The sequence below is a fragment of the Amycolatopsis sp. NPDC005003 genome (assembly GCF_053600695.1).
Map to the genome: position 1 here is coordinate 41,307 of NZ_JBSGAI010000022.1, position 26,610 is coordinate 67,916.

Genomic DNA, 26,610 nt, shown 5'->3' on the forward strand with positions numbered 1-26,610 from the left:
TTCGGCCATGGTTCGCCGCACCGACACGCGGCAGCGGATGCTCGACACCGCCGCCGACCTGTTCCAGACCCAGGGCTACCACGCCACCGGCCTCACCCAGCTGACGACGGCCGGTGGCGCGCCCAAGGGTTCGCTCTACTTCCACTTCCCCGGCGGCAAGGAGCAGCTCGCCGCCGAAGCAGTCCGCCTTTCGAGCGAGCGCACGGGCACCCTGCTCGAAGCCGTCCTGGCCGACGCCCCCGACCCCGCGACCGGGATCGATCGCGCGGTCGACGCGCTCGCCGGGTTCCTCACCGAGTCGGACTTCCAGCGCGGGTGTCCACTCGCGACAGTGGCCCTCGACGCCGCCGGGGCGAGCGAACCCATCCGGGAGGCCTGCGTGGACGGCTACGCGTCCTGGCACGAACTCCTCCGCGGATACCTCGCCGGGCAAGGACTTTCCGAAGAACGGGCGGACGACCTCGCCACCATCGTGCTCGCCGCGATCGAAGGCGGGCTGCTGCTGGCCCGCACCCGCCGCGACCTCGCGCCGCTGCGCGCGGTCGCCACCCACCTGCACGCCACCCTCGACCGGGAGTTCGCCTGATGCGCGTCCACCACCTGAACTGCGGCACCATGCGCCCACTGGGCGGCAGGCTGATCGACGGCCGGCCGGGCCTCTTCCGGCGCGCCACCATGGTCTGCCACTGCCTGCTGCTGGAGACCGCCACCGGGCTCGTGCTCGTCGAGACGGGCATGGGCGCGCCGGCCGCCGTCGATCGCGAGGCCTGGCTGGGCGCCGGGTTCGTCCGCCAGTCCAACCCGGTCGCCGACCCGGCGCAGCCGGCGATCGCGCAGGTCCGCGCGCTCGGCTTCGACCCTGCGGACGTCCGTGACATCGTGCTGACCCACCTCGACCTCGACCACGCCGGCGGGCTGATCGACTTCCCGTGGGCGCGCGTGCACGTCTACGCCGAGGAGCTGCGGGCGTTCACCGATCCACGCGAAGACGAACGCGGCCGGTACCGCCGGATCCAGTTCGCCCATGGTCCACAGTGGATGTCCTATGCGGACGGCGGCGAGCCGTGGTTCGGCTTCGACGCCGTCCGGCCGCTGGACGGCCTGCCGCCGGAGATCCTGCTGATTCCGCTGTCCGGGCACACGCGCGGGCACGCCGGGGTCGCCGTCGACACCGGTCACGGCTGGCTGCTCAACGCCGGCGACTCGTACTTCTTCCACGGGCAGGTCGAGCCGGCCGGGCCGCACTGCCCGCCGGGGCTGAAGTGGTTCGAAGGCCACATGGAGACGGTGCGCGGCGCCCGGCTGGACAATCACCGCCGCCTGCGCCAGCTTGTTCAGGAGCACGGCGAGGAGGTCACCGTCTTCGCCGCGCACGACGAGACCCAATTCCTCCGGCTGAGCACCAGGAGCAGCGTATGAAGGTGCACCACCTGAACTGCGGAACGATGCGCCCGGCGGGTGGCAAGCTGCTCGACGGCGAGCCCGGGCTGCTGCGGCGGGCGGAGCTGGTCGCCCACTGCCTGCTGATCGAGACCGGCGACAGCCTGGTGCTGGTCGACACCGGGTTCGGCAGCCAGGGCGTGGCGCGCCCCGGCGAGTGGCTGGGCGGGGCGTTCCTGACGCTGGTCGGCGCGAAGCCCGTGGCCGCCGAGACGGCCGTCGCGCAGATCGAGGCGCTGGGCCTCGACCCGGCCGACGTCCGGCACATCGTGGCGACGCACCTGGACGTCGACCACGCGGGCGGGCTGGCCGACTTCCCCAACGCGGTCGTCCACGTCCGGGCCGAGGAGCACCGCGCGGCGACTTCCCCGGCGAACGCGGCCGAAAAGAACCGCTACCGGGCGGCCCAGTTCGCGCACCGCCCGTTGTGGAGCACCTACGACGAGACGGGCGAGCCGTGGTTCGGCTTCGAGGCGGTCCGGTCGCTCAAGGGCCTGCCCGAGGAGATCCTGCTGGTGCCGCTCACCGGCCACACGCGCGGCCACACGGGCGTGGCGGTCGACACCGGCGACAGCTGGCTCCTGCACGCCGGCGACGCGTACTTCTTCCACGGGCAGCTGGACCCGGTCGCCCCGCACTGCCCGCCGGGCCTGACGGCGTTCCAGAACATCGTCCAGACCCTGCGCGGCCCGCGGCTGGAGAACCTGGCGAGGCTGCACGAGCTGGCGCGGACCCACCGGGACGAGGTCACGGTGTTCTCGGCGCACAGCCCGGTCGAGCTGGCCGCGCTGCGCCGGCAGTCCCCTGGAACCGAATGATCTTCCGCCCCATCTGAACCTCCGACGACAGGAGGTTCGATGGTGGCGAAGATCGGCTGGTGCGTGGCCGCGCTCGGGGTGGTGGCCGCGCTGACGACGGCATGCGGGAGTGACCCGGTCACGCCCGCGGCCGCAGTACCGGAAGCGGCGCCGCTCGACCTCTCCGGCATCGTCCTGCTGCAGCATTCCGAGAAGTCCGGCTTCGACGAGATCGTCTTCGCCGATCCGGTCTCCGGCGCCGCGAAGACGACCCTGTCCTTGCCTGGCTACGACTCGTCGCTGAACCGCTTCGACGGACCGGCCACCAAGCTGGATCTCGTCTCGCCCGACGGCCAGTACGCGACGCTCGAGACCGACGAAGGCGTCGACGTCTTCAAGCTCAACACCGCCGACCGGAGGTACGAACGCACGGGCACCGTGCCGGCCCCGGAACGGTCGATGAGCGAACGGGCCTCGAGGTTCCGGAACCCGCAGTTCAGCCCCGTCGGGTCGAAGCTGTACTTCGACGACGACAAGGCGGTGTACTCCGTCGACTACCGGCAGCTCGGCCGGCCGGCGATGGAAGCCGCCATCGTGCCGAGCGGCAGCTCCGACCAGCACGTCGAGGACTGGTGGATCGGACCGCGAGGCGAGGTGCTGACCTGGCGGGACGTCCGGCACGCCGTCGACGGCCTGGCTTATCTGGCCGACTCGTCGGGCGCCATCGCGTACGCCTACTACGAAGAGCCCGGAGCCACCTACCAATTCGTCACCGCGCTCGACGCCACGACGACGCTGATGTCCGCCGTCACCGGCTCGGACGAGCACGGCGTGCTGATGCGCCTGACGCTCGACGGCGGAACGCCTCGGTTGACCAAGCTCGTCGAGAAGTCCGAGCCGATGATCGGCAAGGTGGCCGCCTCGCCGGACAAGGCCACCGTGCTCTACCAGACCTACCAGGGCGAGTGGTTCTCGTCGCCGGTCACGCCGGGCGCGGTCGCGCGGCCCGCGTTCCCGCAGCTGCCGCCCGCGGACACGCTCGGGGAGCGGCAGCTCGTCGGCTGGGCTTGATCAGCCGGCCGCCAGGGCCTGCTTGACGAGCGGGGCGAGCTGCTCCGGCGTCAGCTTCGCCGGACCGGTGTAGTTGACCAGCACCGGCGTGCCCGCCACCAGCTCGCCCGAGACGAGGGTCGCGGCCTGCTGGCCGTCGACGTAGTAGACGGCGCCGTCCGGGAAGCCCGGGACGTCCTGCGCGCCCGGCTTCGCCTTCTTGATCGCCGCGAGCATCTCGGCGGGCTTGCCCTGCTTGCCCTCGTAGCGGGTCACCGCGAGCTTGCCCGCGGCTTTGCCGTCGTGCTGGTACTCGCAGTTGCGGGCCTTGCCGCCGTTGGCCGCGTTGTCCTGGACCGGGCCCGGCACCGCCTTGAGGTTGTCGAGGAACAGCGCCTTCGAGACGGCCTCCGCGGGCAGCAGCTTGCACGGGTCGAGCGCCGCCGCGGCGGCGGCGTTCGTGCTCGGCGCCGTCTTGGGGGCCGGCTTCGGGGCGGCGGAGGACGAAGGAGCCTTCGACGGCTCGTCTCCGGAGGAGCAGGCGGTCAAGGCGGCGAAAGCGACAAAAGCGACGACTAGGGTGCGCATGACCGCACCCTACCTATGCCGTGGGCGCCCGGTATCGCCAGAAGGCCGGGAGCACGAACATCGAGGCGCACACGAGCACGATGACCAGCAGGCCACCGCCGGTCGCCGCGGCGGTGGTCCCGAACGCGGCGGCGCCCCAGCCGTGGGTGAGGTCGGCGATCCGCGGCCCGCCGGCGACCACGACGGTGAAGACGCCCTGGAGCCGGCCGCGCATCTCGTCGGTGGTCGCGACCTGCAGGATCGCCATCCGGTAGACGGCGCTGACCATGTCCGCGGCACCGGCGAGCGCCATGAAGACGACGGCGAGCCAGAGCGAGTGCGCGAGCCCGAACCCGGCCACCGCGGCGCCCCACGCGCAGATCGAGACGACGACCGCGACGCCTTGGCGGTGGATGCGCGTCAGCCAGCCGGAGAACAGCCCGATCAGCATCGCGCCCAACGGCAGGGCGGCGTAGAGCCAGCCGAGCGCGGGGCCGCCGCCGGGCGGGTCGCCGAAGGTGCGTTCGGCCATCTCCGGGATCAGCGCCCGCGGCATCCCGAAGACCATGGCGATGATGTCGGCGACGAAGGAGGCCAGCAGGATCTTCTGCCCGGCGAGATACCGGAAGCCGTCGACGACGTCGCGGAGGCCGGCGCGGCGCGAGGGACCGTTGAGCGGCGGGATGGACGGCAGCCGCCAGACGGCGAAGAGCGTGATCGTCAGGGCGACGACGTCGATCAGGTAGAGCGTGGAGAGCCCCAGGACGGGGATCAGCGCACCGGCGAGCAGCGGCCCGAAGACGGCGCCGAAGGTGGACATCGTGGTGTTGAGGGCGTTCGCGGAGGGCAGCAGTTCGGCGGGCACGAGCCGGGCGACGACGGCACCGCGGGTGGGCATGTTGATCGCGAAGAAGGCCTGGTTGACGGCGAGCAGCCCGAGGACGAGCCAGACGGAGCCGAAGTTCGCGAAGGCCTGGAGCCAGAGCAGAGCCGAGGTGATGGCGACGCCGACGTTGGTGACGAAGAGCAGCTTCCGCCGATCGACGGCATCGGCGACGGCACCGCCCCAGAGCCCGAAGACCAGGAGGGGAAGGAGGGCGACGAGCCCGGTGAGGCCGACGTAGGCGGAGGACCCGGTGAGGTCGAAGACCTGCTTCGGGACGGCGACGGCGGTGAGCTGGGTCCCGACGGCGGTGACCACAGTGGACAGCCAGAGCCGCCGAAAGGCCGGAATCTTGAGCGGCCGCGTGTCGACAACGATGCGGCCGAGAAGCTTCCGGATGCCCGAGCGGGGCGGCAAGGTCCCCGGTTCACCAGTCACGACACATCAGCTTAGCCGGGCTAACTATCTCCGCGCAGGTGATTTACCTCGCCACGGCTTCGAGCCTCAGCTTCGGACCTCGACCTTCGGGCTTCGGGCTTCAGGCCTCGGCTTCGGGCCTCAGGCCTCAGGCCCTGACCTCGGGCCCCGGACCCCGGGCCCGGGCCTCGGAGCGCGCCCCTCGCCGCTCTGGCGGGATGCCGGCATGAGCGGCAGGCCGCCACCCAGACCTCCCGCAACCCCGATCCGAAGCCAGAACACGGCCGGCAGTGCCGGGTCAAGGCACGCTTTCCCGCCTTGACGCGGTACTGCCGGCCGTAGTCACAATTCCGGCTTCGGGGTGGTGGGCACCACACAGCCCGTCGGCCAAAGAGACCCGGGCCACCTTGGGACGGGGAAGAGGCATCAAGCCACGCGCATGCGATTTTCGCCGCGGACCAGGCCCCCAGGAGACCCAGACATCCCCCACCGCTCCCAGGGGGGCGTCCCCAAGTCCATTCTATCGGCCCCCACCGGCAAAAACCCCGAAAAGCCACCGCAGCAGCCCGGCTGTCCACATCACGACCGGCATGTGGACAGCCGCCTGACGCACCCAAGGCCGCCCAAGGGCCGCCAAAGCCACCCAGGCCGCCAAGGCCGCCAAAGCCACCCCAAGGCCGCCCAAGGCCACCCTGGGAACTCAGGGGGCGACGCGCTCGATGTGCCACCCGTCGTCGTTCCGCACGTACCGCAGCCGGTCGTGCATGCGGTCTTCCCGCCCCTGCCAGAACTCCACCAGGTCCGGGCGGATCCGCCAGCCGCCCCAGTGCGGTGGGGCCGGGATGTGCTCCACGTCCGCGAAGCGGCGCTCGATCCCGTTCAGCGCGTTGTCCAGCGCGCGGCGCCCGTCGACCACCCGGGACTGCGGCGACGCCCACGCCCCCAGCTGCGAACCGCGCGGCCGCTGGGCCCAGTACTCCGCCGTCTCCTTGACGCCGACCTTCTCGACCTCGCCGCGGACGTGGACCTGGCGGTGGAGCGCGTACCAGGGGAACGTCACCGACGCGTACCGGGTCGCCGTCAGGTCGTGGCTCTTCGACGACGTGTAGTTCGTGTAGAACACCACGCCGCGGTCGTCCAGGCCCTTGCACAGCACCGTGCGGGACGATGGGCGGCCTTCGGCGTCCGCCGTCGCCAGCACCATCGCGTTCGGTTCGGCGATGCCGGCGGCCACGGCCTGGTTCAACCAGCCTTGCAGCTGGTCGGTCCAGGTGGCCGCCAGCGCGGATTCGTCGAACGCCGCGCCGTCGTAGGCGACGCGCATTCCCGGCAGGCGCACTACGGCGTCTTCCACCTGGTCCTCGATCTCCGGCATCATCGCCAAACCTCCGTACCCGGTCGGGGCAGCTGTCACTTCGGCTCCTGCGCACGTTAAGGCTTCACGAGCTGCAGCGGAACCCACTGAACGGTGACACCCGCCACCCGGTCCGTTCCACCAGCCTGTAACCGCAGTACAACAAGGTGTAACCCCCGCGTTACCCGCCGGACCAGGATCGATACAGGACCCGCCTACCTTCGGCCCGTTCCCCACCACCCCGGAGGCAGGCATGACCGAGATCCTGTCCAGCGCCGAAAAGAGCACCCCGCCGAAACGCCGCTACGCCCCGCTCGCGGCGAACGAAAACCGCGAGGACTACTCGCTGCGCTTCGCCGCCCATTCGTTCCGGAAATGGTCACCGTTCGTCGTCGCGACGACGGCGCTGGGCGGCATCGCCTACCTCGCCGACTTCGCGATCGGTGCCAGCATCGTCCTCTCCTACGGCTTCACCTCCGGCGTCCTGGCGATCCTCGCCGCGGCCGTCGTCATCTTCGTGACCGGCGTGCCCATCGCGGCCGCCTGCGCGAAGTCCGGAGTGGACATGGACCTGCTGACCCGCGGAGCCGGCTTCGGCTACTTCGGGTCGACGCTGACGTCGCTCGTGTACGCGAGCTTCACCGTCATCTTCTTCTCGCTCGAAGGCTCGATCATGGGCCAGGCCTTCGAGCTCGCCCTCGGCATCCCGCTGCCCATCGGCTACCTCCTGGCCACGCTCATCGTGCTGCCCTTCGCGCTCTACGGCATGGGCGCGGTGGCGAAGATGCAGACCTGGACGCAGCCGCTGTGGATCGCCGGCCTGGTGCTGCCGTTCGTCGTCGTGCTGGTCCGGGAGCCCGGCAAGTTCGCCGAATTCACCCACTTCGGGGGTACCGAGGGCGCCGGCGCCGGGTTCTCGGCGATCGGGTTCGGCTTCGGGATGGGTGTCGCGCTGTCGCTGATCGGGCAGATCGGCGAACAGGCCGACTACCTGCGGTTCATGCCCGAGAAGACGGCGGAGAACAAGCGGGCGTGGTGGGCCGCGGTGCTCGCCGCCGGCCCCGGCTGGGTGATCCTCGGCGCCGCGAAGCAGATCGGCGGCGCGCTGCTGGCGTTCCTCGCGCTCGGCGTCGTCGGGAAGACGCACGCGCTGGAGCCGATCGCGCCCTACCTCGAAGCGGTGAAGCCCGCCCTCGGGCCGGTGGCGCTGACGTTCGCCGCGCTGTTCGTCGTCGTCTCGCAGATCAAGATCAACACCACCAACGCCTACTCCGGCTCGCTGTCGTTCGCGAACTTCTTCTCCCGCGTGCTGCACAAGCACCCCGGCCGGGTCTGGTACGTGCTGGTCAACTGCGGGATCGCGCTCGCGCTGATGGAGTTCGGCGCGTTCGGCTTCCTGAACAAGATCCTCGGCTTCTACTCGAACGTCGCCATCGCGTGGATCGGCGCCGTCTGCGCCGATCTGGTGATCGCCAAGCCGCTGGGCCTGTCGCCGCGCTACATCGAGTTCAAGCGGGCCTACCTGCACAAGATCAACCCGGTCGGGTTCGGGTCGATGATGGTCGCGTCGGCGGTGTCGATCGTGGCGTACTTCGGCGCGTTCGGGCAGTTCCTGGCCGCGTTCAGCCCGCTGCTCGCGCTGGTCATCGCCGTCGTCCTGGTGCCGGTGCTGGCCGTCGCCACGAAGGGGAAGTACTACATCGCGCGGCCGAACACGGTCGCCGGCCCGGACAGCGACGTCGACCTGCGCGCGACGCACACCTGCTCGGTCTGCGGCGACCCGTACGAGCTGCCGGACGTCGCGGACTGCGCGAAGCAGGAGGGCCCGATCTGCTCGCTGTGCTGCACGCTCGACAACACCTGTCACGACATGTGCCAGACGACCGGCCCGGTCGCGCTCGGCCTGCCGACGGTTCGCACCACGTGATGTCCGTGAGGGCCCTTTCCCGGAATCCGCTGCCGGGAAAGGGCCCTCACGTGAGCCGGCGTCCCCCCGTCTCCCCCTCCCGGCTCGACTGTTCCACGCCGGAGGGCGCGCCGGGGTTGCCCGGGATTTCCAAGATCTTTCCGGGCCGCATGATGGCCGCCAGCATCAGCGCGCGCAGCTCGGCGCCGACGTCCTCGACCGGCAGCGGCGGCTCGTGCGCCTGCCACTCGCGCAGCAGCCCGGTGGCCGCGCCGACCAGGGCGATCGCCGTCAGCCGGTAGTCGCGGTCGGGCGCCACCCCGTGGGCGGCCGCGCGCCGCGCCTCCGTCTCGATGAAGGTCGCCCAGCGGTCGACCCACACCTGGTGCTGCTCCTCCAGTTCGGCGCTGACGCCGACGGCTTCGACGTAGTTGAGCCGCGGGAGCCGGGGGTCCACGGTGACCGTGTCGATGAAGACGTCCAGCAGCGTGGCGATGCGGGTCATGGCATCGGCCTCGGCGACCTTGTCGAGCGCCGCGGTGACGTGCTCCAGCGCGAGGCTGTTGATCCGGTCGTGGAGGGTGCGCAGCACGTCCTCCTTGCCGCTGAACTCCTCGTAGAAGTTCCGCGTCGAGACGCCGGCGCGGGCGCACATCTCGGTGATCTTCGTCTGCCGGAAGCCGGCGGTGGTGAACAGCTCGAGACCGGCCGTGAGCAGCCGCTCGCGGCGGTCGGCGCGACGTTGTTCGGGTGCGACGCCGCCGTACGTGCGAGCCAACGGTTGTGTCCTCCTTCTGAGGGATTGCCGGATCCTACCGGCCTGGCTAGATTGTGAAAACTTCGATTACCAAACTGAGTCGATCACCGAAAGCCGGAGGCAACGATGCTTCGTCGGTTACTGGTCGCCGTCGCGCTCCTGTTCGTGACAGCCGCCCCCACGGCACACGCCGAACCAGGCGTTCTCCTGGAACAGCGGCCGACGACGGTGTTCGTCGGCCCGTTCCCGGCACCCGTCAAGGCCTGGCACCTCCGGTACCGCTCGACCTCGGCGACCGGCGCCCCGAACGCCGTCTCCGGCACGCTGCTGGTGCCGCCGACGCCGTGGCTGCGGGGCGGTCCGCGGCCGCTGATCACCTACGCGGTCGGGACGCACGGCCTCGGCGACCAGTGCGCGCCCTCGAACCTCCTCGCCCACGGCATCGAGAACGAAAGCGCGCTGCTGGCGCAGGCGTTGTCGCAGGGCTGGGCGGTCGTCGTCACCGATTACGAAGGGCTCGGCACCCCGGGCACGCACACGTACGCGGTCGGGCAGTCCGAAGGCCGCGCGGTGCTCGACGCGGCGCGGGCGGCGTCCCGGGTGACGGGCGCGGGGCTGTCCCCGGCCGGCCCGGTGGGTGTGTTCGGGTATTCGCAGGGCGGCCAGGCCGCGGCGTGGGCGGCGGAGTTGCAGGGGACGTACGCGCCTTCGCTGAACGTGGTCGGCGTCGCGGCCGGCGGGGTCCCGGCGGACCTGAACGCGGTGTTCGCGTCGAACGACGGCGGCGCGGCGTTCGGCCTGGTCCTGGGCGCGGCGACGGGCTTCGCGGCGGCGTACCCGGACGTCCCGTTCGCGTCGATCCTGAACGACCGCGGCCGCGAGGCGGTGGCCCGGGTGTCGAAGGCGTGCACGGTGGAACTGGGCGCGGCGGCGCCGTTCGCGCACCTGCGGGACTTCGTGACGGTTCCGGACCCGATCCACGAGCCGCACTGGCAGGCCCGCCTGGCGGAGAACTACCTGGGCACGACGGCCCCGAAGCCACCGGTGTACCTGTACCACGGGACGCTGGACGAGCTGATCCCCTTCAGCGTCGGAACGGCACTGCGCGATCGGTGGAACTCGCTCGGCGCGCGGGTGACGTGGCAGGAGTTCCCGCTGCTGGAGCACATCGGCGGGGTGTCGATCGGCGGCCCGGTGGCGATGACCTGGCTGGGCACGAAGTTCTGAGGGTTCCGCTCGCCGGGGACGGACGCAGGGGGTCCTCCCCGGCGAGCGGCACGGGCCACCCGGAACTGTCGGTCCTTCCCGGTAGCGTGGAAAACGGGGGCTGCTCAGAACGCCTCGGCCAGCCCCTTCATCGCCGTAACCGCGTCCGGCGCCAGGGAAGTCACCAGCGTGCCACCCGCGGCGAGGGTGCTGCGGGACCACCACTCACCCGAAGCCACCGGCAAGTCCGGGCCGCCGACTTCCAGTTCCGTGGCCAGCACCCGCCGGCCCGCCAGCACCGCCAAGCTCCCGTCCAAGCCCGCATCCCCCACCGAAAGCGTCTGCCGCACCACCGGCACGGCACCGCGCGTGACGGACAGCGAAGTCGACAGCGAACCGGGCTTTTCCCCGGCCCGCCCCAGCACCAGCACCTCCCGCGTGTGCAGGTACGCATCGGCTGCCAGCGCAGCCCGGAACACCGCATTGTGCCGGGCCCGCGCGGTGACCACCGTCGGCTCCGGCAGGTACTCCAGCGACCCGCCTTCCTCCACCACCACGTCCACAGTGGACAAAGAGGACTCGCCGTGGAGGCCCGGCAGGGCCAACGTGGCCGCCACCCCCGACAACCGGAGCGACGCGCCCGGCCCCACCCGGACGGTGAGCAGCAGGTCGTCACCGCCCAGCGGCGAAGTCGCCGAGTTCACCAGGTGCACCACCGCCGTCGAGCCGGACCGCCGTCGCGGGAACAACGTCAGCGGCGCCATCGAGCTCAGCTCCCGCAACACCGTGCGCGAGCCGTCGAAGCACGCCGTCAGCCGCGCGTGGGCCTTCACAGCAGGGAACGGACCCAGTCGGCGACCGCCGGTGCGTCCGGGGTGTCCACCAGGGACTGCGTGATCACCGGCAGCTCGCCGCGCATCCGGTGCGCGTCCGACGTCATCACCGCCATGTCCGCGTTCACCAGGTGCGCGATGTCGATCTTGTTGATCACCAGCAGGTCCGCCGTCGTGACGCCGGGGCCGCCCTTGCGCGGCACCTTGTCGCCGCCCGCGACGTCGACCACGAAGATCTGGCTGTCCGCCAGGCCGCGGCTGAACACCGCCGTCAGGTTGTCACCGCCGCTCTCGATGATCACCAGGTCGAGGCCGGGGAACTTCTCCTCCAGCCGCTCGACGGCGTCGAGGTTCGCCGTGATGTCGTCGCGGATCGCCGTGTGCGGGCAGGCACCCGTCTGCACCGCCTCGATCCGCGCCGGGTCCAGCACGCCCGCGCGGCGCAGGAAGTCCGCGTCTTCGGTCGTGTAGATGTCGTTCGTGACGACGGCGAGGTTGATCTCGTCGCCCAGAGCGCGGCACAGCGCCGCGGTCAGCGCCGTCTTGCCGGAGCCGACCGGGCCGCCGATGCCGATCCGGTAGGCACGGCCCGCCGTGGGCGCCGCTTCGTAGTGGTCGGGTTCCGCGGCCGTCGGGTCGAAGTTGACCTCGTGGAAGTGGCCGTGACCGTGACCGTGGCCTTCAGCTGGCAAAGAGACGCACCTCTTCCTGGTGGTGCCGGGCGTGGGCCTCGGCGAACAGATCCAACGCGGGCGAACCCGGCGACGGCAGCGCCGCCGGGTCGTCGCCCGCCACCGCGGCGGCCGACGAACAGACCGAATCCAGGTCCAGCCGCGCGACAACGGCGTTGACGGCGAAGGGATCCAGGCCCAGCAACCGCACGGCCGCGCTCGCGGGTCCGCTGACCGCCAGGTACGCGGCCGCCATCGCCGCGTCGTACGGCGAACCACCCGCGACGCCGACCAGGGCACCCAGCACGATCGAGTGGTGCGGCCGCGGAGTCTCGGCCAGCAACGCGTCCAGCACAGGAGAAGGCCAGGCGATGCGGCCGGCGCGTGCGGTTCCGCGGCCCTGCGCCCGGGACGCTTCCCGTTGCGCGAGCGAAGGAGTGCGCGCGTCGAGCTCACTGTCCAAGAGCGACCAGCTCCCCCGGGTGACCGCGGCGTGCGCCGAAGCCGCCGCGAAAACCGCCGCCAGGTGGCCCGCCGTGCGCAACCGTCCGGAAAGGAATCCCGGGAGGTCGCGCACGGAGGTCACCAGCTTGCGCGAGACGACTTCCTCCAACCCGCCACTGTGGACGTGCCCACCGCCGGGGAAGCGGGAGTCCGCGAGGATCAGTGCCGAGAGGTCCATCAGAACAAAAAGTACCTTTGCGTCATCGGCAGCTCGGTCACCGGCTGCGGTTCGATCAGCTCGCCGTCGACGTGCACGGCGAAGCTGTCGGGCTCGACGCGGACGTCCGGCGAGGCGTCGTTGAGCACCATGTCCGCCTTGGTCCGCGCGCGCATGTTCGACACCGCGACCAGCGGCCGCGTGATGCCGAACTTCTCGCGCAGGCCGCTGTCCAAAGCAGACGGCGCGACGAAGTGCAGGCTCAGCGCGGCCCCGATCGAAGCACCGAACATCGGCCGGGCGAGCACCGGCTGCGGCGTCGGGATGGACGCGTTCGCGTCGCCCATCGCCGCCCACGCCGGGAAGCCGCCCTTCAGCACCACGTGCGGGCGGACGCCGAAGAACTTCGGCTCCCACAGCACCAGGTCGGCGAGCTTGCCGACCTCGACCGAGCCGATTTCGGTCTCCATGCCGTGCGCGATGGCCGGGTTGATCGTGTACTTGGCGACATAGCGCCGCGCACGCAGGTTGTCGGCCGCGCCGTCGCCGGGCAGCGCGCCGCGGCGGCGTTTCATCACGTGCGCGGTCTGCCACGTCCGGATGATCACCTCGCCGATCCGGCCCATCGCCTGGGAGTCCGAGCTCATCATCGAGATCGCGCCCATGTCGTGCAGCACGTCTTCGGCGGCGATCGTGGTCGGCCGGATCCGGCTCTCGGCGAAGGCGAGGTCCTCGGGCACCGACGGGTTGAGGTGGTGGCAGACCACCAGCATGTCGAGGTGCTCGTCGAGGGTGTTGGCGGTGTGCGGGCGGGTCGGGTTGGTCGAGGACGGCAGCACGTTCGGCAGCGAGACGACCTGGATGATGTCCGGCGCGTGCCCGCCGCCGGCGCCTTCGGTGTGGTAGGCGTTGATCGACCGCCCGCCGATGGCGTCCACAGTGGACTCCAGGAACCCGGCTTCGTTCAGCGTGTCGGTGTGGATGGCCACCTGGACACCGGCTTCGTCGGCGACGGTCAGGCAGGCGTCGATGGCGGCCGGGGTGGTGCCCCAGTCTTCGTGGAGCTTGAACCCGCCCGCCCCGGCGGCCAGCTGCTCGTGCAGTGCCTCGTGCCGGACGGTGTTCCCTTTGCCCAGCAACAGGACGTTGACCGGGTAACCGTCCATGGCGGACAGCATCCGGCCGAGGTTCCACGCGCCGGGTGTGACGGTCGTGGCCTTCGTGCCCTCGTTCGGCCCAGTGCCGCCACCGACCAAAGTGGTCAGTCCGGCCGCCAGCGCCGTGTCCACCAGCTGCGGGCAGATGAAGTGGACGTGGCAGTCGATACCGCCCGCGGTTAGGATCTTGCCGTTGCCGGACAGCACCTCCGTCGACGGACCGATCACCAGCGCCGGGTCGACGCCGTCCATCGTGTCCGGGTTGCCCGCCTTGCCGATGCCGACGATCCGGCCGTCGCGCACGCCGACGTCGGCCTTGACGATGCCCCAGTGGTCGAGGATCACCGCGCCGGTGATGACCAGGTCGGGCGTGCCCTCGGCCCGGGTCGCGGTGGCCTGGCCCATCGACTCGCGGATGACCTTGCCACCGCCGAAGAGCACCTCGTCGCCGGAGCCGCCGGGGCCCATCGAGCGGTCTTCGGTGACCTCGATGAGCAGGTCGGTGTCGGCGAGCCGGATCCGGTCGCCGGTGGTCGGGCCGAACAGCTCGGCGTAGCGCTCGCGATCGATCTGCGGCATCTAGAACTCTCCAGCGAACTCGGACCGCAGCCCCGGCACCCGGCGGGCGCCGGCCAGGGGAACAAGATCGACTTCCCGTTCGACGCCCGGCTCGAACCGCACCGACGTGCCCGCCGGGACGTCGAGCCGGTGGCCGCGGGCGGCGTCCCGGTCGAACTCGAGGCCGGGGTTCACGGCCGCGAAGTGGTAGTGCGAGCCGACCTGCACCGGCCGGTCGCCGAGGTTGCGCACCAGCAGCCGGACGCGCGCGCGGCCGGGGTTCAGCTCGACCGGCTCGTCTCCGGGAATGATCTCGCCAGGGTGCATCTGCTGCCTTTCACACGATCGGGTCGTGCACGGTGACGAGCTTGGTGCCGTCCGGGAACGTGGCCTCGACCTGCACGGAGTCGACCATCTCGGGCACGCCGTCGAGCACCTGCGCCCGGGAGAGCACGGTCCGGCCGCTGGCCACCAGCTCGCTGACCGTGCGGCCGTCGCGGGCGCCTTCGAGGACGTGGTCGGTGATGAGCGCGACCGCCTCGGGGTAGTTGAGCCGGACGCCGCGGTCCAGCCGCTTCCGCGCGACGTCGGCCGCCACGTGGATGAGCAGCTTGTCGCGCTCCTGCGGGCTGAGGTGCATGCGCTAGGTCTATCACCCGAAACGCGGCAGCGCCTGGTTCGGAAACACAGGATTTACCTGGGCTTCGTCACACTGCGTGGTGAAAATTCTCCTGGCGGGAGGCGGTGGTGACTGAATCGTTCTCGTAATCGTGACCGAAACCACCGCATCTTTCGATTGCCACCCGCCCGCCAAGAGAGCAAGGTCTATCCATCCGTGCGATGTGGCGCGCGTTCAGTGCGCTTGTCCCAACCGCGCGACCAGCACCAACCAGCCGGGGAAAAGCGCACCGAAAGGTTCCGCGAAACAGTGACTACCTCCACGATCAGCAAGCCTCAGCCGTCCGGCCAACCCGACGACGGCTTCCGACCGGGCCTGGAGGGCGTCGTCGCCTTCCACACCGAAATCGCCGAACCCGACCGGGACGGCGGTGCGCTGCGCTACCGCGGCGTCGACATCGAAGACCTCGCCGGCAAGGTGACCTTCGGGGACGTCTGGGGTCTCCTCGTGGACGGCCGGTTCGGCCACGGCCTGCCGCCCGCGGAGCCGTTCCCGCTGCCGGTGCACACCGGTGACGTCCGGGTGGACGTCCAGGCCGCGCTGGCCATGCTCGCCCCGATCTGGGGCTACCGCCCGCTGCTCGACATCACCGACGAAGAGGCCCGCGAGCAGCTGGCCCGCGCCTCGGTGATGGCGCTGTCCTACGTCGCCCAGTCGGCGCGCGGCATCGGCCAGCCCGCGGTGCCGCAGACCCGCGTCGACGAGGCCCACTCGATCACCGAGCGGTTCCTCGTCCGCTGGCGCGGCGAGCCCGACCCGGCGCACGTCAAGGCCCTGGACGCCTACTGGGTGTCGGCCGCCGAGCACGGCCTCAACGCCTCGACCTTCACCGCCCGCGTCATCGCCTCCACCGGGGCGGACGTGGCGGCGGCCATGTCCGGCGCCATCGGCGCCATGTCGGGCCCGCTGCACGGCGGCGCCCCGGCGCGCGTGCTGCCGATGATCGAAGAGGTCGAGCGCACCGGCGACCCGGTGGGCCTGGTCAAGGGCATCCTCGACCGCAAGGAACGCCTGATGGGCTTCGGCCACCGCGTCTACCGGGCCGAGGACCCGCGGGCGCGCGTGCTGCGCCGCACCTGCCAGGAGCTCGGCGCGACCCGCTACGAGGCGGCCGCCGCGCTGGAGCAGGCCGCGCTGAAGGAGCTGCGCGAGCGGCGTCCGGATCACCCGATCGAGACCAACGTCGAGTTCTGGGCCGCGGTCATCCTGGACTTCGCGCAGGTCCCGCCGCACATGATGCCCGCGATGTTCAGCTCGGCCCGCACCGCCGGCTGGGCCGCGCACATCCTGGAGCAGAAGCGCACCGGACGTCTCGTGCGGCCGTCGGCCAAGTACGTCGGCCCGGCGCCGCGCACTCCCGAGGACGTCGAGGGCTGGGAGCTCGTCACCAAGCACTGACGCTTTCTCACGAACCGGCCGATGCCTCCGCGGCGCCGGCCGGTTCGTGCTGTGCGGTGGTGGTGAGCATGGCCGTGAGCTGGTCGACCAGCCAGCTGTCGAGGTCTTCCCGCGCGACGCTGCGTTCCTGCAGCCAGCTCAGCAGGGCGCCCTCGACGACCGCCGTCCAGCAACGCAGCGTGAGCGAAAGCAGCGGTGAGGGGTCGGAGACGCCGAGGGCGTCCAAGATCAAGGCCACCGCGCGGTTGCGGACCTCGTCGATCGCCGCGTCCGTTTCGGAAGTCGCGATCACCGAACCCGTGCGCAGCAGGGCGATGTACCCCGCGCGGTAGTGGTCGGCGACGTCGATCAGGCCGCGCACGGCGGCGCGGAGCCGGGTTTCGGGCGGGCCCTCCTCGAGCCCGGCCAGGCCGTCGATCAGCCCGTCGGTGACCGTGCGCAGCGCCTCGACCTGCAGCTCGCGCAGGTTGGCGAAGTACCGGTAGAACAGCGGCCGCGACACCTCGGCGCGCGCGACGATGTCGTCCACGGTGACCAGCTCCGGCGCCCGCGAGCCGAACAGGTCGAGCGCGGCGCGGATCAGGTCGTCGCGGCGGGCCTGCGGCGACATCCGCCGCGGCCGGCTCACGGCGTGAGGCCCTTTTCCGCGGCACGCAGGATTTCCCGCAGCACGGCCGCCGACGCGAGGTTGACGACCTGGCCGCCTTCGGCGCGCTCGGCGAGCATCGGCGCGAACGCGCGGGAGCCGTGGAGGCCCGCATCGTCGACGACGATGTCCGGGACGCCGTGCTCGGCGCGGACCCGCTCGGCGAAGCGGGGCACGGCCTCGCCGTCCGAAGAGTCCACTGTGTACTCGGCTACGCCGTGGTCTTCCAGCAGCTTCAGCGTTTCCGCGGCACCGGCCGAGTCGGCGACGATGACGTCGGCGCCCCGCTCGGCGAACGCGAGCGCGGTCGCCCGGCCGATCCCGCCGCCCGCCCCGGTGACCACGACGAGCCGGTGCTCGAACGGCCCGGTGTCCACTCGGGCCCGGCGCAGCCCGCGGCTTTCCACCCCGGTTTCGGCGTATCCGATCAGCTCGGCGGCCGCGGCGGCGACCACCGCCGGCTTCGCCCTGGTCACCCAGTGCGTCCCGACGATCCGGCGGATCCGCAGGTCGGGCACCCAGCGGGTGACCTCGGTCTGCAGTGGCGTCGTGACGTAGGCGTCCTCGGTCGGCGCCAGCACCTGCACCGGGACGTCGACGGCACGGGGCGCGGGCAGCGAAAGGCGGGTGAACATGTTGGCGCGGTAGAGCTCGAGACCGTGCAGGCCGTCGGACTTCTCCGGCGGCGCCGCGTCCGGTTCCATCCGCTGGATCTGCTTGCCCAGCAGGCCGGTGCGCCACAGCAGGTCCGGGATGACCGGGAGCTGGAACGCGAGGATGTACCACGAGTGCAGGAACTGGCTCAGCGCGTTCTTGAGCCGCTTCGGCGTCGGGCGGCGCAGCTGGGCGCGGAACCACGCGCCGGCGTGGTCGAGGCTTGGCCCTGACAGCGACGTGTAGGAGGCGACCCGCCCACGCAGGCCCTCCCCGGTGAGGGCGTGCCAGGTCTGGATCGAGCCCCAGTCGTGGGCGACCAGGTGCACCTTGCCGGCCGGCTGCACCGCCTCGATGACGGCGCGAAGGTCGTCGGCCAGCTGGTCCAGCCGGTAGGACGCGCGTCCCGACGGTTTGCCCGACCGTCCGGCCCCGCGGACGTCGTAGGTGACGACGCGGTGGCGGTCCGCCAGCCCGGCGGCCACCCCGGCCCACATCGAGCTGTTGTCCGGGTAGCCGTGCACGAGCACGACCGCAGGCCCGTCGCTCCGGCCGTCGACGGTCACGGAGAGGCGGACACCGTCGCTGGCGGTCACCCACTTGTGAGACATTCTGTCATGTTAGACAACTTGTCAACAGTGCGTTCACCCGCGCGGCGGTTCCCCGAGCTCGGATGTTCGGATTTTTGCTTGTATGACAGCGTTTTCGTGGTTTCCCGTGGAACCAAGCCCCGGTGTCCACCGATCGATGGACAGCCGGATTCAGCCGCCAGTTGGTCGGATCCGGCGGCCCGCGCGGCCACGCTTGAGCCATGACCACAGCAGTGAGCGTGCGCGGCCTGCGCAAGCAGTACCCCGGTCACCTCGCGGTGGCCGGGCTCGACCTGGAGATCGCCCAGGGCGAGGTCTTCGCCCTCCTCGGCCCGAACGGCGCCGGGAAGACCACGACCGTCGAGATCCTCGAGGGGCACCGGCGGCGGACGGACGGCGAAGTCTCCGTGCTCGGCGAAGACCCCGGCAAGGCCGGCCGCGCCTGGCGGGCCCGGCTCGGCATCGTCCTCCAGACGGCGACGGACGCCGCCGAGCTGACCGTCGCCGAGACCGTCCGGCACTTCGCGAAGTACTACCCCGACCCACGCGACCCCGGCGAGGTGATCGAGAAGGTCGGGCTCACCGAGAAGGCCGGGACGCGGATCAAGGCGCTCTCCGGCGGGCAGCGGCGCCGCGTCGACGTCGCGCTCGGCATCATCGGGCGGCCCGAACTGCTCTTCCTCGACGAGCCGACCACCGGCTTCGACCCCGAAGCGCGGCGGCAGTTCTGGACGCTGATCAGCGACCTCGCCGCCGAAGGCACCACCATCCTGCTCACCACGCACTACCTCGACGAGGCCGAAGCGCTCGCCGGCCGGGTCGCGGTGATCGCCCGCGGCGAGATCGTCGCCCAGGACACGCCGCAGAACCTGGGCGGCCGGGCGGCGGCCGAGGCCACCGTGCGCTGGGTCGACGAACGCGGCGAGCACGTCGAGCGGACGGCCTACCCGACCAAGCTCGTCACCGAGCTCTCGGCCGGCGGTCGAGAGCTCGCCGGGCTGACCGTGACCCGGCCGAGCCTGGAGGACATCTACCTGGACCTGATCGGAGACAAGGCATGAGCACGCTCACGCTCCCCGGCCCGCTCACGCTGGGACTCGCCCGCGGCGGCACCGAGCTGCAGCAGTTCTTCCGCAACAAGGAACAGGTGGTCTTCACCTTCTCCCTCCCCGCGGTGCTGATGATCCTGCTCGGGTCGATCCTGGACGGTCCGACCGCGCTCGGCGGCGTCACGTCCGGCCAGCTGCTGGCGGCCGGGATGATCGGCTCCGGCATCGTTTCGACGTCGTTCAACAGCATCGCCACCGGTGTCTCGGCCGACCGGGAAACCGGCGCCCTCAAGCGCCTGCGCGGCACACCGATGTCGCCGGCGTCGTACTTCATCGGCAAGATGGCGCTGGTCGCGGTGTCCAGCCTGGCCCAGACGGTGCTGATGGCCGGGGTCGCCGTGCTGCTGTTCGGGCTGCGGCTGCCGTCCGACCCGGCGAAGTGGCTGACGCTGCTGTGGGTGTTCGCGCTCGGGATCGTCTCCTGCACGCTGCTCGGGATCGCGGTCAGCTCGCTCGCGAAGTCCACCAACGGCGCGGTCGCCATCGTGCAGATGCTCTACCTGGTGCTGCAGTTCATCTCCGGCGTGTTCGTCTCGCCGATCACGAACCTGCCGAAAGTTATGGTGGACATCGCGTCGTTCTTCCCGCTGAAGTGGATCTGCCAGGGTTTCCGGTCGGTCTTCCTGCCGGACGACGCCGTGAGGATGGAGATGGCCGGGACATGGGAACTGCCGCGGGTGGCGCTGGTGCTGGCGATCTGGTGCGTGGCGGGAGCGGTGCTGGCGCGGCTGACCTTCCGGTGGACCGACGCGAAGTGAAAGACGCCTGGGACCGGTTCAACTGGCTCTGGGAGATCCTCTTCGCGGTGGCCTACCTGGCCACGACCACGCTGGTGCTCCTCGACGGCGCCGAGCCGGTCCACACCGCCGTCGCCGCCGGTGCGCTGACCGCGCTCGCGCTGAGCTACCTGCTGTGGGGCAGGCGGCTCGTCCGGGACGACGACTCGTCAATCCGGCAGCGGTGGGTGTTCGCCTTCGTCGTGCTGGTGCTCGTCTGGATCGCCATGTTCGCCGAAGGCACGTCCGGCTTCATCCTCTTCATGGCGTGCCCGCTGCTGTTCTCGACGCTCGAATTCCGGCCGGCGGCGGTCCTCACCACGATCGCGATCCTGCTCAACCCCGCGGCGGCCATCGTCAACGACGGCTTCACCGGCCCGACGCTGCACATCATGCTGCCGATGACGGCGATCCTGGTCGTCTTCGGCGTGCTGTGCGGCAAGTTCATCGGGCACGTCATCGACGAGAGCCGGGGGCGCGCGGACCTCATCGCGAAACTCGAGGAGAGCCAGGCGGAAGTCGCCCGGCTCTCCCGGGAAGCGGGCACCGCGGCCGAGCGCGAACGGCTCGCCCGCGAGATCCACGACACGCTCGCGCAGGGGTTCACCAGCATCGTCACCCTCGCCCAGGCCATCGAGTCCGAATTGGACACGGACCCGGCGGCGGCGCGGCGGCACGCGGAGCTGGCCGCCCGGACCGCGCGCGACAACCTGACGGAGGCCCGCGCGATGGTCGCCGCGCTGGCCCCGGCGGACCTCGCGGCCGGTTCGCTGGTGGACGCCGTCCGCCGCCAGGCCGACCGGCTCGCCGATTCGTCCGAAGTCGTGGTCCGGTACGAAGTGGACGGTCCGCTACCGCCGCTCGGCATGGCCCGTGAAGTCGTCCTGCTGCGGGGCGCGCAAGAGGCGTTGAACAACGTCCGTCGGCACGCGTGCGCGTCGGCGGTGTCGGTGCGCTTGTCCACTCTGGACGGTTCGGTGCGGCTGTCGGTGCGCGACGACGGCGCCGGCTTCGATCCCGACCACGCCACGGGTTTCGGGTTGCGGGGCATGCGGTCCCGGGCCGAGCAGGTCGGTGGCACACTGAGCGTCCGGAGTGGCCCCAGCGGCACCGAACTCACCCTGGAGGTGCCGGCTTGATCCGCGTCATGCTCGTCGACGACCACCCCGTCGTCCGCGAAGGCCTCCGCGGCATGCTCGAGGCGGAACCGGACCTGACGGTCGTCGGGGAAGCGGGTTCCGGGGACGAAGCCGTGGCGCTCGACCGGGTCGCCGTCCCCGACGTCGTGCTGATGGACCTGCGCATGCCCGGCCTCGACGGCGTCGGCGCGACCCGGCGCATCCTGCGCGAGCAGCCCGGCCGCCGGATCGTCGTGCTCACGACGTACGAGACGGACGCGGACATCCTCCGCGCGGTGGAGGCCGGCGCGTCGGGCTACCTGCTGAAGGACGCCTCGCGCGCGGAGCTGGCGAACGCGATCCGCGCGGCGGCCCGCGGGGAGACGGTGCTGGCGCCCTCGGTGGCGGGCAAGCTGGTCAACCGCGTCCGCAACCCGGAGCCCCAGCCGTTGTCGGCCCGCGAGGTGGAGGTCCTCCGGCTGGTCGCGAAGGGCGGCACGAACGCGGACATCGGCCGCGCGCTCCACATCAGCGAGGCCACGGTGAAGACCCACCTGCTGAGGGTGTTCGGCAAGCTCGGCGTCTCCGACCGCACCGCCGCGGTGACGACAGCGATGGCGAGGAATCTCCTCGGCTGAGACCCGAGGGGCATCACGTGTGATTCCACGGGCATCGCGGTGATGCCCCGCCAGTCACGCATGATGCCCGGCCAGTCACGAGTGATGCCCCTGCAGACACGGGTGATGCCTCTTTCCGCACGCGCTGGACGGGCCAGGACCTGCTTGGCGAGGCCGCGCGCGGCAGAATGCCCCCATGCTTGCCTCGACCGAACTCGCCCTGCTCCGCCGGATCGCCACCGAGCAGGCCGCCTGCCGGGCTCCGTCGCTGGTCGCCGCCGTGGTGCGGGACGGCGGGATCGTCTGGTCCGGTGCCCGGGGGCGGGTCGGCGGCGGAGCCCCGACCACCGACACCCAGTACCGGCTGGGCTCGATCACCAAGACCCTCGTCGCCACCGCCGTCCTGCGGCTGCGCGACGAAGGCCTGCTCGACCTCAACGACCCGCTCGAAAAGCACGTCCCCGGCACGCCGTTCGGCGCCGCCACCGTCGCCCAGCTGCTGTCCCACACCTCCGGCCTGACCTCCGAATCGCCCGGCCTGTGGTGGGAGCGGACCCCGGGCGCCGACTGGGACGCGCTGGTCGGCAGCCTCGCCGAGGGCGCGACCAAGCACCGGCCGGGCGCGCGGTTCCACTACTCGAACGTCGGCTACGGCGTCCTCGGCGAACTCCTCGCCCGCCACCGCGGCAAGGGCTGGCTCTCCGTGCTCGACGAGGAGGTCCTCGGCCCGCTCGGGATGACCCGCACGACCCCGCACCCGGTCGGCGCGCACGCCGACGGCTTCGCGGTGCACCCGTTCGCCGACGTCCTGCTGCCCGAGCCGAGCCCGGACGCCGGCGCGATGGCCCCCGCCGGGCAGCTGTGGTCGACCGCGCGGGACCTCGCGCGCTGGACGGCGTTCCTCGGCGGCGAGACCGGTGACGTGCTCGCGCCGGAAACCGTCGCCGAGATGCGGACCATGGTCACCGTCGACGACACCGACGTCTGGACGACCGGGTTCGGGCTCGGCCTGATGCTCGTGCGCTACCAGGGCCGCCGGTTCGCCGGCCACACCGGCTCGATGCCCGGGTTCCTCGCCGTGACGCTGGTCGACCCGGCCGCGCAGACCGGCGCGCTGGTGCTCGCCAACTCGACGTCCGGCGTCGGCATCACGCAGCTCTGCCTCGACCTGATCACCATGACCGACGAACTCGAGCCGCGGCTGCCCGCCGAGTGGCTGCCGTCGCCGGTCGACCCCGGGCTGCTCGCGCTGACCGGGCTCTGGCACTGGGGCCCGACGCCGTACCACCTGCGCATTCAGGGCGACGGGCTGCTGCTGCTCGCGCCGGTCGAGGGCGCCGGGCGCGGCTCGCGCTTCCGCGCCACCGACAAGGACACCTACATCGGCCTCGACGGCTACTACGCCGGCGAGACGCTCGAAGTGGGCCGGAACGCCGACGGCGTCGCCACCCACCTCGACCTGGCGACGTTCGTCTTCACCCGCACGCCGTACGACCCGGCCGCGCCGGTGCCCGGCGGCGTCGAAGACTGGCGCTGAAGCAAGACGGGCCCCGCTCACACCCCCAGGGGGCGAGCGGGACCCGCGGTTCAGGGGACGCTACCGGCGGGCCGACGGCTCGGTAACCGTGTTTTTACCCCCACCGCGGTGGACCCCGATGAGCCCGACGGCGTAGCTGTCACCGTCCGGAAGGCCGACGACCAGCTCGTCCGACGGCCACCCGGCCAGCCACAGCCGGCGCCGGTCGCGCAGCTCGGCGGCGACGTCGGCCGGCACCGCGGGCAGGTGGAACTTGGCCCGCAGGTCCCCGGGCAGCACCGCCCAGCCGTTGACCGGCTCGCCCGGCCGCACGTCGAACGCCGCGGCCGCGACCGGCGTCCAGGTCCCGCTCGCCAGGCACCGCGCCGGGCCGGCCATCTCGAACCGCCACAAGGCGAGCGCCAGCACCGCGATCAGGCTCGGCAGCGGCAGGACCCAGGGCAGCCGGCCGCCGGTCACGACGATGGCCGCGGCCTCGGCCGCGAGCAGGAAGACACCGGCCGCCCACAGTGCCGCGGTGGCGAACGCGAACTTGCGCCGCAGGGCCGCCCGCCGCACCGACGACCGCTTCGGCCGACGGGCTGTCGAACCGGTACGGGCCTCGCCGGTCGCCCACCACGGCAGCCGCGGGACGAAGACCAGCACCAGCGTCGCCGCGAAGCCGACCGGCAGCCCGATCGCCGTCGTGTCCGTCCAGCCCTCGACGGCGAGGTGCACCGCGGCCACCACGGCGAACCACGCGAAAAAGTACCAACGAGGCGTCATCGATTCCACATGTCGGACTCCTGGCCACCTCCGTTAGCTGCCTTGTCCCGACCTGAGAGACTGGCCACATGACCGACGCTGAGTTGACCATCCCCGCCGACCTCAAGCCGGCCGACGGCCGCTTCGGCTGCGGCCCGTCGAAGGTCCGCGCCGAGCAGCTGAGTGCCCTGGCGGAGTCCGGCTCCACCTACCTCGGCACGTCGCACCGGCAGAAGCCGGTCAAGTCCCTCGTCGGGCGCGTCCGGGCCGGCCTGTCCGAGCTGTTCTCCCTGCCCGAGGGCTACGAGGTGATCCTCGGCAACGGCGGCACCACGGCGTTCTGGGACGCGGCCGCCTTCGGGCTGGTCCGCGAGCGCGCGCAGCACTTCACCTACGGCGAGTTCTCCTCGAAGTTCGCCACCGTGACCAAGGGCGCGCCGTTCCTGGCCGACCCGATCGTCGTCAAGGCCGAGCCGGGCAGCGCGCCGGACATCGCCTACGAAGCCGGCGCCGACCTGGTCGGCTGGGCGCACAACGAGACGTCCACCGGTGTGGCCGTGCCGGTCCGCCGCCCCGAGGGCAGCGAAGGCGCGCTGGTGGCGATCGACGCCACCTCCGGCGCCGGCGGCCTCCCGGTCAACGCCGAGGACTTCGACGTCTACTACTTCGCGCCGCAGAAGTCGTTCGCCGCCGACGGCGGGCTCTGGATCGCGCTGGCCTCCCCGGCCGCGGTCGAGCGGATCGGCGAGATCGGCGGCGGTGACCGCTGGATCCCCGAGTTCCTGTCGCTGACCACCGCGCTCGACAACTCCCGCAAGGACCAGACGTACAACACCCCGGCCGTGGCCACGCTGTTCCTGCTCGCCGAGCAGATCGAGTGGATGAACGGCCAGGGCGGTCTCGCCTGGACGACCTCGCGCACGAAGGACTCGTCGTCGCGGCTGTACGAGTGGGCCGAGAAGACGAGCTACACGACGCCGTTCGTGAAGGACCCGGAGCTGCGCTCGCAGGTCGTCGGCACGGTGGACTTCAGCGACGACGTCGACGCCGCCGCGGTGGCGAAGGTGCTGCGCGCCCACGGGATCGTCGACACCGAGCCGTACCGCAAGCTGGGCCGCAACCAGCTGCGCGTCGGCCTGTTCCCGGCGATCGACCCGGACGACGTCACCAAGCTGACGCAGGCCATCGAGTACGTGGTCGAGCGGCTCAGCTGACCTGAGGCTCCTTGGAGGGGACCTCCGCCGCTTCCGCGGCCGGGGTCCCCTTCTTCGTGCCGAGGCGGCGGGCGCCGAGCGCGGCGAGGGCCAGCAGGAGCAGGCCGAACAGCTCGTAGGACTCGGTGGCGAGCCACCAGGCGGGCGACGGCGCCGGCCGCGGGGCGAACCACATCGGGCCGGCGATGAACAGCGTCAGCCCCGCGACGACGACCCCGGCCGCCACCCACCGGACCGCCCGGTCGAAGCGCCACGCGTACCACCCGGCGAGGACGAGGACCGGCACGCACCACGTCCAGTGGTGGGTCCACGAGATCGGCGAAACCAGCAGCCCGCCGAGCGCGCACGCGGTGAGCCCGAGCACCGGCTCGGCGGCCCGCACGACGATCACCGCGACCACGGCCATCACGGCCAGTGCGGCCAGCACCCAGACGAACTCCGGCAGGCCGGCGCGCACGGTCAGGCCGTGCAGCGACTGGTTGCCGACGTAGTCGACGCCGCCGATGCGGCCCGCGTCGAAGACGAGCTTCGTCCAGTACGTGAAGGACGCCGACGGCCGGATCAGCCACAGCAGCGCGCCGGCCACGACGAACCCGCCGACCACCCGCGCGGCCGAGCGGAAGTCGCGGCGGCACAGGAAGTAGACGACGAAGACGGCCGGCGTCAGCTTGATCGCCGCGGCCACGCCGATCAGCAGGCCCTTCGTCCGCTTCCGCTCGCCGGGCAGCAGGACGTCGAGCGCCACCAGCACCATGAGCAGCGCGTTGATCTGCCCGAAGCCCAGCGTCGAACGCACCGGCTCGAGCAGCGCGCCCGCGAGCTGGGCACCGATGGCGACCAGCGCGGCCACCACCCGGCCGTTGACCTTGGCCGGGTCGGTCAGCGAGCCGTTGAGCGTCGCGACGTAGAGGTACGCGACCACGCCGGTCGCGACGATCGAGGCGATGCTGACCAGCTTCATGGTCACCGCGAACGGCAGCAGCGTGCCGGGCAGGAACACCGCCGCGGCGAACGGCGTGTACGTGAACGGCAGCAGGATCTGGTGGCTGGTCTGCACCCAGGCGTCGTACGGCGAGCCCTGCTCGGCCAGCGCCTTCGCGCCGCCCAGGTAGACCTCGAGGTCGAGGCCGTCGAACCGCTTGAGCACGAGCACCAGGACGACGGCGGCGATTTCGAGCGCCGCGAGCGACCACGCCAGCTTCCGCCCCGACCAAGCAGCCAGCGCCACGCGTCCCCCTCGAACCAGGTCTTCGACCGGCCGAGATTACCGG

At 71.5% G+C, this 26,610-nt stretch carries 27 protein-coding genes; 13 read left to right on the forward strand and 14 right to left on the reverse strand.

Going from position 1 to position 26,610, the window contains the following annotated elements; all coding sequences use genetic code 11:
* Window positions 1-7: 7 nt before the first annotated feature.
* Genes ACWED2_RS24670 through ACWED2_RS24685 form a run of 4 tightly spaced genes read left to right on the forward strand, consistent with a single transcriptional unit; the run spans window position 8 to window position 3,308 of the window.
* On the forward strand, window positions 8-586 hold the full coding sequence (locus ACWED2_RS24670) for a TetR/AcrR family transcriptional regulator (RefSeq protein ID WP_449692853.1): 579 nt from the start codon (window positions 8-10) through the stop codon (window positions 584-586).
* A complete protein-coding gene (locus ACWED2_RS24675) occupies window positions 586-1,419 on the forward strand; it encodes an MBL fold metallo-hydrolase (protein WP_449692854.1) in 834 nt (277 codons plus the stop codon). Before ACWED2_RS24670 ends, ACWED2_RS24675 begins: the two co-directional genes overlap by 1 nt.
* A complete protein-coding gene (locus ACWED2_RS24680) occupies window positions 1,416-2,258 on the forward strand; it encodes an MBL fold metallo-hydrolase (protein ID WP_449692855.1) in 843 nt (280 codons plus the stop codon). The genes ACWED2_RS24675 and ACWED2_RS24680 overlap by 4 nt, the downstream gene beginning before the upstream one ends.
* 39 nt (window positions 2,259-2,297) lie before the next feature.
* Entirely contained in the window at window positions 2,298-3,308 is a 1,011-nt protein-coding gene (locus tag ACWED2_RS24685) for a hypothetical protein (protein WP_449692856.1), read from the forward strand.
* On the opposite strand, the gene ACWED2_RS24690 is transcribed toward ACWED2_RS24685, so the two are convergent.
* From ACWED2_RS24690 to pdxH, 3 genes are all read right to left on the reverse strand, one after another.
* Window positions 3,309-3,875, reverse strand: coding sequence for a DUF3558 family protein (locus tag ACWED2_RS24690; protein ID WP_449692857.1), 567 nt, complete (start codon window positions 3,873-3,875; stop codon window positions 3,309-3,311).
* A gap of 13 nt (window positions 3,876-3,888) precedes the next feature.
* Window positions 3,889-5,154 carry an MFS transporter gene (locus tag ACWED2_RS24695; RefSeq protein WP_449692965.1) on the reverse strand — a complete coding sequence of 422 codons (1,266 nt, stop codon included), beginning with the start codon at window positions 5,152-5,154 and terminating at the stop codon, window positions 3,889-3,891.
* Window positions 5,155-5,854: 700 nt separating this feature from the next.
* A complete protein-coding gene (pdxH, locus tag ACWED2_RS24700) occupies window positions 5,855-6,532 on the reverse strand; it encodes a pyridoxamine 5'-phosphate oxidase (protein ID WP_449663189.1) in 678 nt (225 codons plus the stop codon).
* A gap of 229 nt (window positions 6,533-6,761) precedes the next feature.
* On the opposite strand from pdxH, the gene ACWED2_RS24705 reads away from it, so the two are divergent.
* Window positions 6,762-8,435, forward strand: coding sequence for a purine-cytosine permease family protein (locus tag ACWED2_RS24705; protein WP_449692858.1), 1,674 nt, complete (start codon window positions 6,762-6,764; stop codon window positions 8,433-8,435).
* Between the two features lie 46 nt (window positions 8,436-8,481).
* Here the strand turns inward: ACWED2_RS24705 and ACWED2_RS24710 are convergent, their stop codons facing one another.
* Entirely contained in the window at window positions 8,482-9,192 is a 711-nt protein-coding gene (locus ACWED2_RS24710) for a TetR/AcrR family transcriptional regulator (protein ID WP_449692859.1), read from the reverse strand.
* A 105-nt stretch (window positions 9,193-9,297) separates the two neighbouring features.
* Between ACWED2_RS24710 and ACWED2_RS24715 the strand changes: the two genes are divergently transcribed.
* The gene (locus ACWED2_RS24715; protein WP_449692860.1) at window positions 9,298-10,398 is read left to right on the forward strand and encodes a lipase family protein; all 1,101 of its coding nucleotides are present in this window, start codon (window positions 9,298-9,300) and stop codon (window positions 10,396-10,398) included.
* 104 nt (window positions 10,399-10,502) lie between these two features.
* Here the strand turns inward: ACWED2_RS24715 and ACWED2_RS24720 are convergent, their stop codons facing one another.
* The 6 genes from ACWED2_RS24720 to ACWED2_RS24745 are packed head-to-tail and all read right to left on the reverse strand — an operon-like array spanning window position 10,503 to window position 14,897.
* A complete protein-coding gene (locus tag ACWED2_RS24720; RefSeq protein ID WP_449692861.1) occupies window positions 10,503-11,210 on the reverse strand; it encodes an urease accessory protein UreD in 708 nt (235 codons plus the stop codon).
* Entirely contained in the window at window positions 11,207-11,902 is a 696-nt protein-coding gene (gene ureG, locus ACWED2_RS24725; protein WP_449692862.1) for an urease accessory protein UreG, read from the reverse strand. The genes ACWED2_RS24720 and ureG overlap by 4 nt, the downstream gene beginning before the upstream one ends.
* Window positions 11,892-12,563 carry an urease accessory protein UreF gene (locus tag ACWED2_RS24730; protein WP_449692863.1) on the reverse strand — a complete coding sequence of 224 codons (672 nt, stop codon included), beginning with the start codon at window positions 12,561-12,563 and terminating at the stop codon, window positions 11,892-11,894. The genes ureG and ACWED2_RS24730 overlap by 11 nt, the downstream gene beginning before the upstream one ends.
* Entirely contained in the window at window positions 12,563-14,278 is a 1,716-nt protein-coding gene (locus tag ACWED2_RS24735) for an urease subunit alpha (RefSeq protein WP_449692864.1), read from the reverse strand. The genes ACWED2_RS24730 and ACWED2_RS24735 overlap by 1 nt, the downstream gene beginning before the upstream one ends.
* Window positions 14,279-14,584, reverse strand: a complete 306-nt coding sequence (locus tag ACWED2_RS24740; RefSeq protein ID WP_020641632.1) for an urease subunit beta — start codon at window positions 14,582-14,584, stop codon at window positions 14,279-14,281.
* A gap of 10 nt (window positions 14,585-14,594) precedes the next feature.
* Window positions 14,595-14,897: an urease subunit gamma gene (locus ACWED2_RS24745; RefSeq protein WP_020641633.1), complete on the reverse strand. Its 303-nt coding sequence runs from the start codon at window positions 14,895-14,897 to the stop codon at window positions 14,595-14,597.
* A gap of 288 nt (window positions 14,898-15,185) precedes the next feature.
* Between ACWED2_RS24745 and ACWED2_RS24750 the strand changes: the two genes are divergently transcribed.
* Window positions 15,186-16,334, forward strand: a complete 1,149-nt coding sequence (locus ACWED2_RS24750) for a citrate synthase 2 (protein ID WP_449692865.1) — start codon at window positions 15,186-15,188, stop codon at window positions 16,332-16,334.
* A gap of 7 nt (window positions 16,335-16,341) precedes the next feature.
* Here the strand turns inward: ACWED2_RS24750 and ACWED2_RS24755 are convergent, their stop codons facing one another.
* Window positions 16,342-16,944: a TetR/AcrR family transcriptional regulator gene (locus ACWED2_RS24755; RefSeq protein WP_449692966.1), complete on the reverse strand. Its 603-nt coding sequence runs from the start codon at window positions 16,942-16,944 to the stop codon at window positions 16,342-16,344.
* 14 nt (window positions 16,945-16,958) lie between these two features.
* Window positions 16,959-18,245, reverse strand: coding sequence for an SDR family oxidoreductase (locus tag ACWED2_RS24760; protein ID WP_449692866.1), 1,287 nt, complete (start codon window positions 18,243-18,245; stop codon window positions 16,959-16,961).
* Window positions 18,246-18,445: 200 nt separating this feature from the next.
* Here ACWED2_RS24760 and ACWED2_RS24765 point away from each other — a divergent pair, with 200 nt between their 5' ends.
* The 5 genes from ACWED2_RS24765 to ACWED2_RS24785 all read left to right on the forward strand — a co-directional run bounded on the left by ACWED2_RS24765 (window position 18,446) and on the right by ACWED2_RS24785 (window position 23,381).
* Window positions 18,446-19,285: an ABC transporter ATP-binding protein gene (locus ACWED2_RS24765; protein WP_449692867.1), complete on the forward strand. Its 840-nt coding sequence runs from the start codon at window positions 18,446-18,448 to the stop codon at window positions 19,283-19,285.
* A complete protein-coding gene (locus ACWED2_RS24770) occupies window positions 19,282-20,091 on the forward strand; it encodes an ABC transporter permease (protein ID WP_449692868.1) in 810 nt (269 codons plus the stop codon). Before ACWED2_RS24765 ends, ACWED2_RS24770 begins: the two co-directional genes overlap by 4 nt.
* Window positions 20,088-21,248 (forward strand): sensor histidine kinase, encoded by a 1,161-nt coding sequence (locus tag ACWED2_RS24775; protein ID WP_449692869.1) that lies wholly within the window; start codon window positions 20,088-20,090, stop codon window positions 21,246-21,248. The genes ACWED2_RS24770 and ACWED2_RS24775 overlap by 4 nt, the downstream gene beginning before the upstream one ends.
* Window positions 21,245-21,865, forward strand: a complete 621-nt coding sequence (locus tag ACWED2_RS24780) for a response regulator (RefSeq protein ID WP_449692870.1) — start codon at window positions 21,245-21,247, stop codon at window positions 21,863-21,865. The genes ACWED2_RS24775 and ACWED2_RS24780 overlap by 4 nt, the downstream gene beginning before the upstream one ends.
* Window positions 21,866-22,040: 175 nt before the next feature.
* On the forward strand, window positions 22,041-23,381 hold the full coding sequence (locus ACWED2_RS24785) for a serine hydrolase domain-containing protein (RefSeq protein WP_449692871.1): 1,341 nt from the start codon (window positions 22,041-22,043) through the stop codon (window positions 23,379-23,381).
* Between the two features lie 60 nt (window positions 23,382-23,441).
* Here the strand turns inward: ACWED2_RS24785 and ACWED2_RS24790 are convergent, their stop codons facing one another.
* Complete coding sequence (locus ACWED2_RS24790) at window positions 23,442-24,146, reverse strand: hypothetical protein (protein ID WP_449692872.1); 705 nt, start codon at window positions 24,144-24,146, stop codon at window positions 23,442-23,444.
* 68 nt (window positions 24,147-24,214) lie between these two features.
* Here ACWED2_RS24790 and serC point away from each other — a divergent pair, with 68 nt between their 5' ends.
* Window positions 24,215-25,339: a phosphoserine transaminase gene (serC, locus tag ACWED2_RS24795; RefSeq protein ID WP_449692873.1), complete on the forward strand. Its 1,125-nt coding sequence runs from the start codon at window positions 24,215-24,217 to the stop codon at window positions 25,337-25,339.
* On the opposite strand, the gene ACWED2_RS24800 is transcribed toward serC, so the two are convergent.
* The gene (locus ACWED2_RS24800; RefSeq protein ID WP_449692874.1) at window positions 25,332-26,567 is read right to left on the reverse strand and encodes a glycosyltransferase 87 family protein; all 1,236 of its coding nucleotides are present in this window, start codon (window positions 26,565-26,567) and stop codon (window positions 25,332-25,334) included. The two genes, serC and ACWED2_RS24800, sit on opposite strands and share 8 nt — an antisense overlap.
* Window positions 26,568-26,610: the final 43 nt, after the last annotated feature.

Coding starts and splice junctions, on each gene's coding strand:
- ACWED2_RS24670 (WP_449692853.1), top strand. CDS start 8: ATGGTTCGCCGCACCGACACGCGGCAGCGGATGCTCGACACCGCCGCC.
- ACWED2_RS24675 (WP_449692854.1), top strand. CDS start 586: ATGCGCGTCCACCACCTGAACTGCGGCACCATGCGCCCACTGGGCGGC.
- ACWED2_RS24680 (WP_449692855.1), top strand. CDS start 1,416: ATGAAGGTGCACCACCTGAACTGCGGAACGATGCGCCCGGCGGGTGGC.
- ACWED2_RS24685 (WP_449692856.1), top strand. CDS start 2,298: ATGGTGGCGAAGATCGGCTGGTGCGTGGCCGCGCTCGGGGTGGTGGCC.
- ACWED2_RS24690 (WP_449692857.1), bottom strand. CDS start 3,875: ATGCGCACCCTAGTCGTCGCTTTTGTCGCTTTCGCCGCCTTGACCGCC.
- pdxH (WP_449663189.1), bottom strand. CDS start 6,532: ATGATGCCGGAGATCGAGGACCAGGTGGAAGACGCCGTAGTGCGCCTG.
- ACWED2_RS24705 (WP_449692858.1), top strand. CDS start 6,762: ATGACCGAGATCCTGTCCAGCGCCGAAAAGAGCACCCCGCCGAAACGC.
- ACWED2_RS24715 (WP_449692860.1), top strand. CDS start 9,298: ATGCTTCGTCGGTTACTGGTCGCCGTCGCGCTCCTGTTCGTGACAGCC.
- ACWED2_RS24730 (WP_449692863.1), bottom strand. CDS start 12,563: ATGGACCTCTCGGCACTGATCCTCGCGGACTCCCGCTTCCCCGGCGGT.
- ACWED2_RS24735 (WP_449692864.1), bottom strand. CDS start 14,278: ATGCCGCAGATCGATCGCGAGCGCTACGCCGAGCTGTTCGGCCCGACC.
- ACWED2_RS24740 (WP_020641632.1), bottom strand. CDS start 14,584: ATGCACCCTGGCGAGATCATTCCCGGAGACGAGCCGGTCGAGCTGAAC.
- ACWED2_RS24745 (WP_020641633.1), bottom strand. CDS start 14,897: ATGCACCTCAGCCCGCAGGAGCGCGACAAGCTGCTCATCCACGTGGCG.
- ACWED2_RS24755 (WP_449692966.1), bottom strand. CDS start 16,944: ATGTCGCCGCAGGCCCGCCGCGACGACCTGATCCGCGCCGCGCTCGAC.
- ACWED2_RS24760 (WP_449692866.1), bottom strand. CDS start 18,245: ATGTCTCACAAGTGGGTGACCGCCAGCGACGGTGTCCGCCTCTCCGTG.
- ACWED2_RS24765 (WP_449692867.1), top strand. CDS start 18,446: ATGACCACAGCAGTGAGCGTGCGCGGCCTGCGCAAGCAGTACCCCGGT.
- ACWED2_RS24770 (WP_449692868.1), top strand. CDS start 19,282: ATGAGCACGCTCACGCTCCCCGGCCCGCTCACGCTGGGACTCGCCCGC.
- ACWED2_RS24785 (WP_449692871.1), top strand. CDS start 22,041: ATGCTTGCCTCGACCGAACTCGCCCTGCTCCGCCGGATCGCCACCGAG.
- ACWED2_RS24790 (WP_449692872.1), bottom strand. CDS start 24,146: ATGACGCCTCGTTGGTACTTTTTCGCGTGGTTCGCCGTGGTGGCCGCG.
- serC (WP_449692873.1), top strand. CDS start 24,215: ATGACCGACGCTGAGTTGACCATCCCCGCCGACCTCAAGCCGGCCGAC.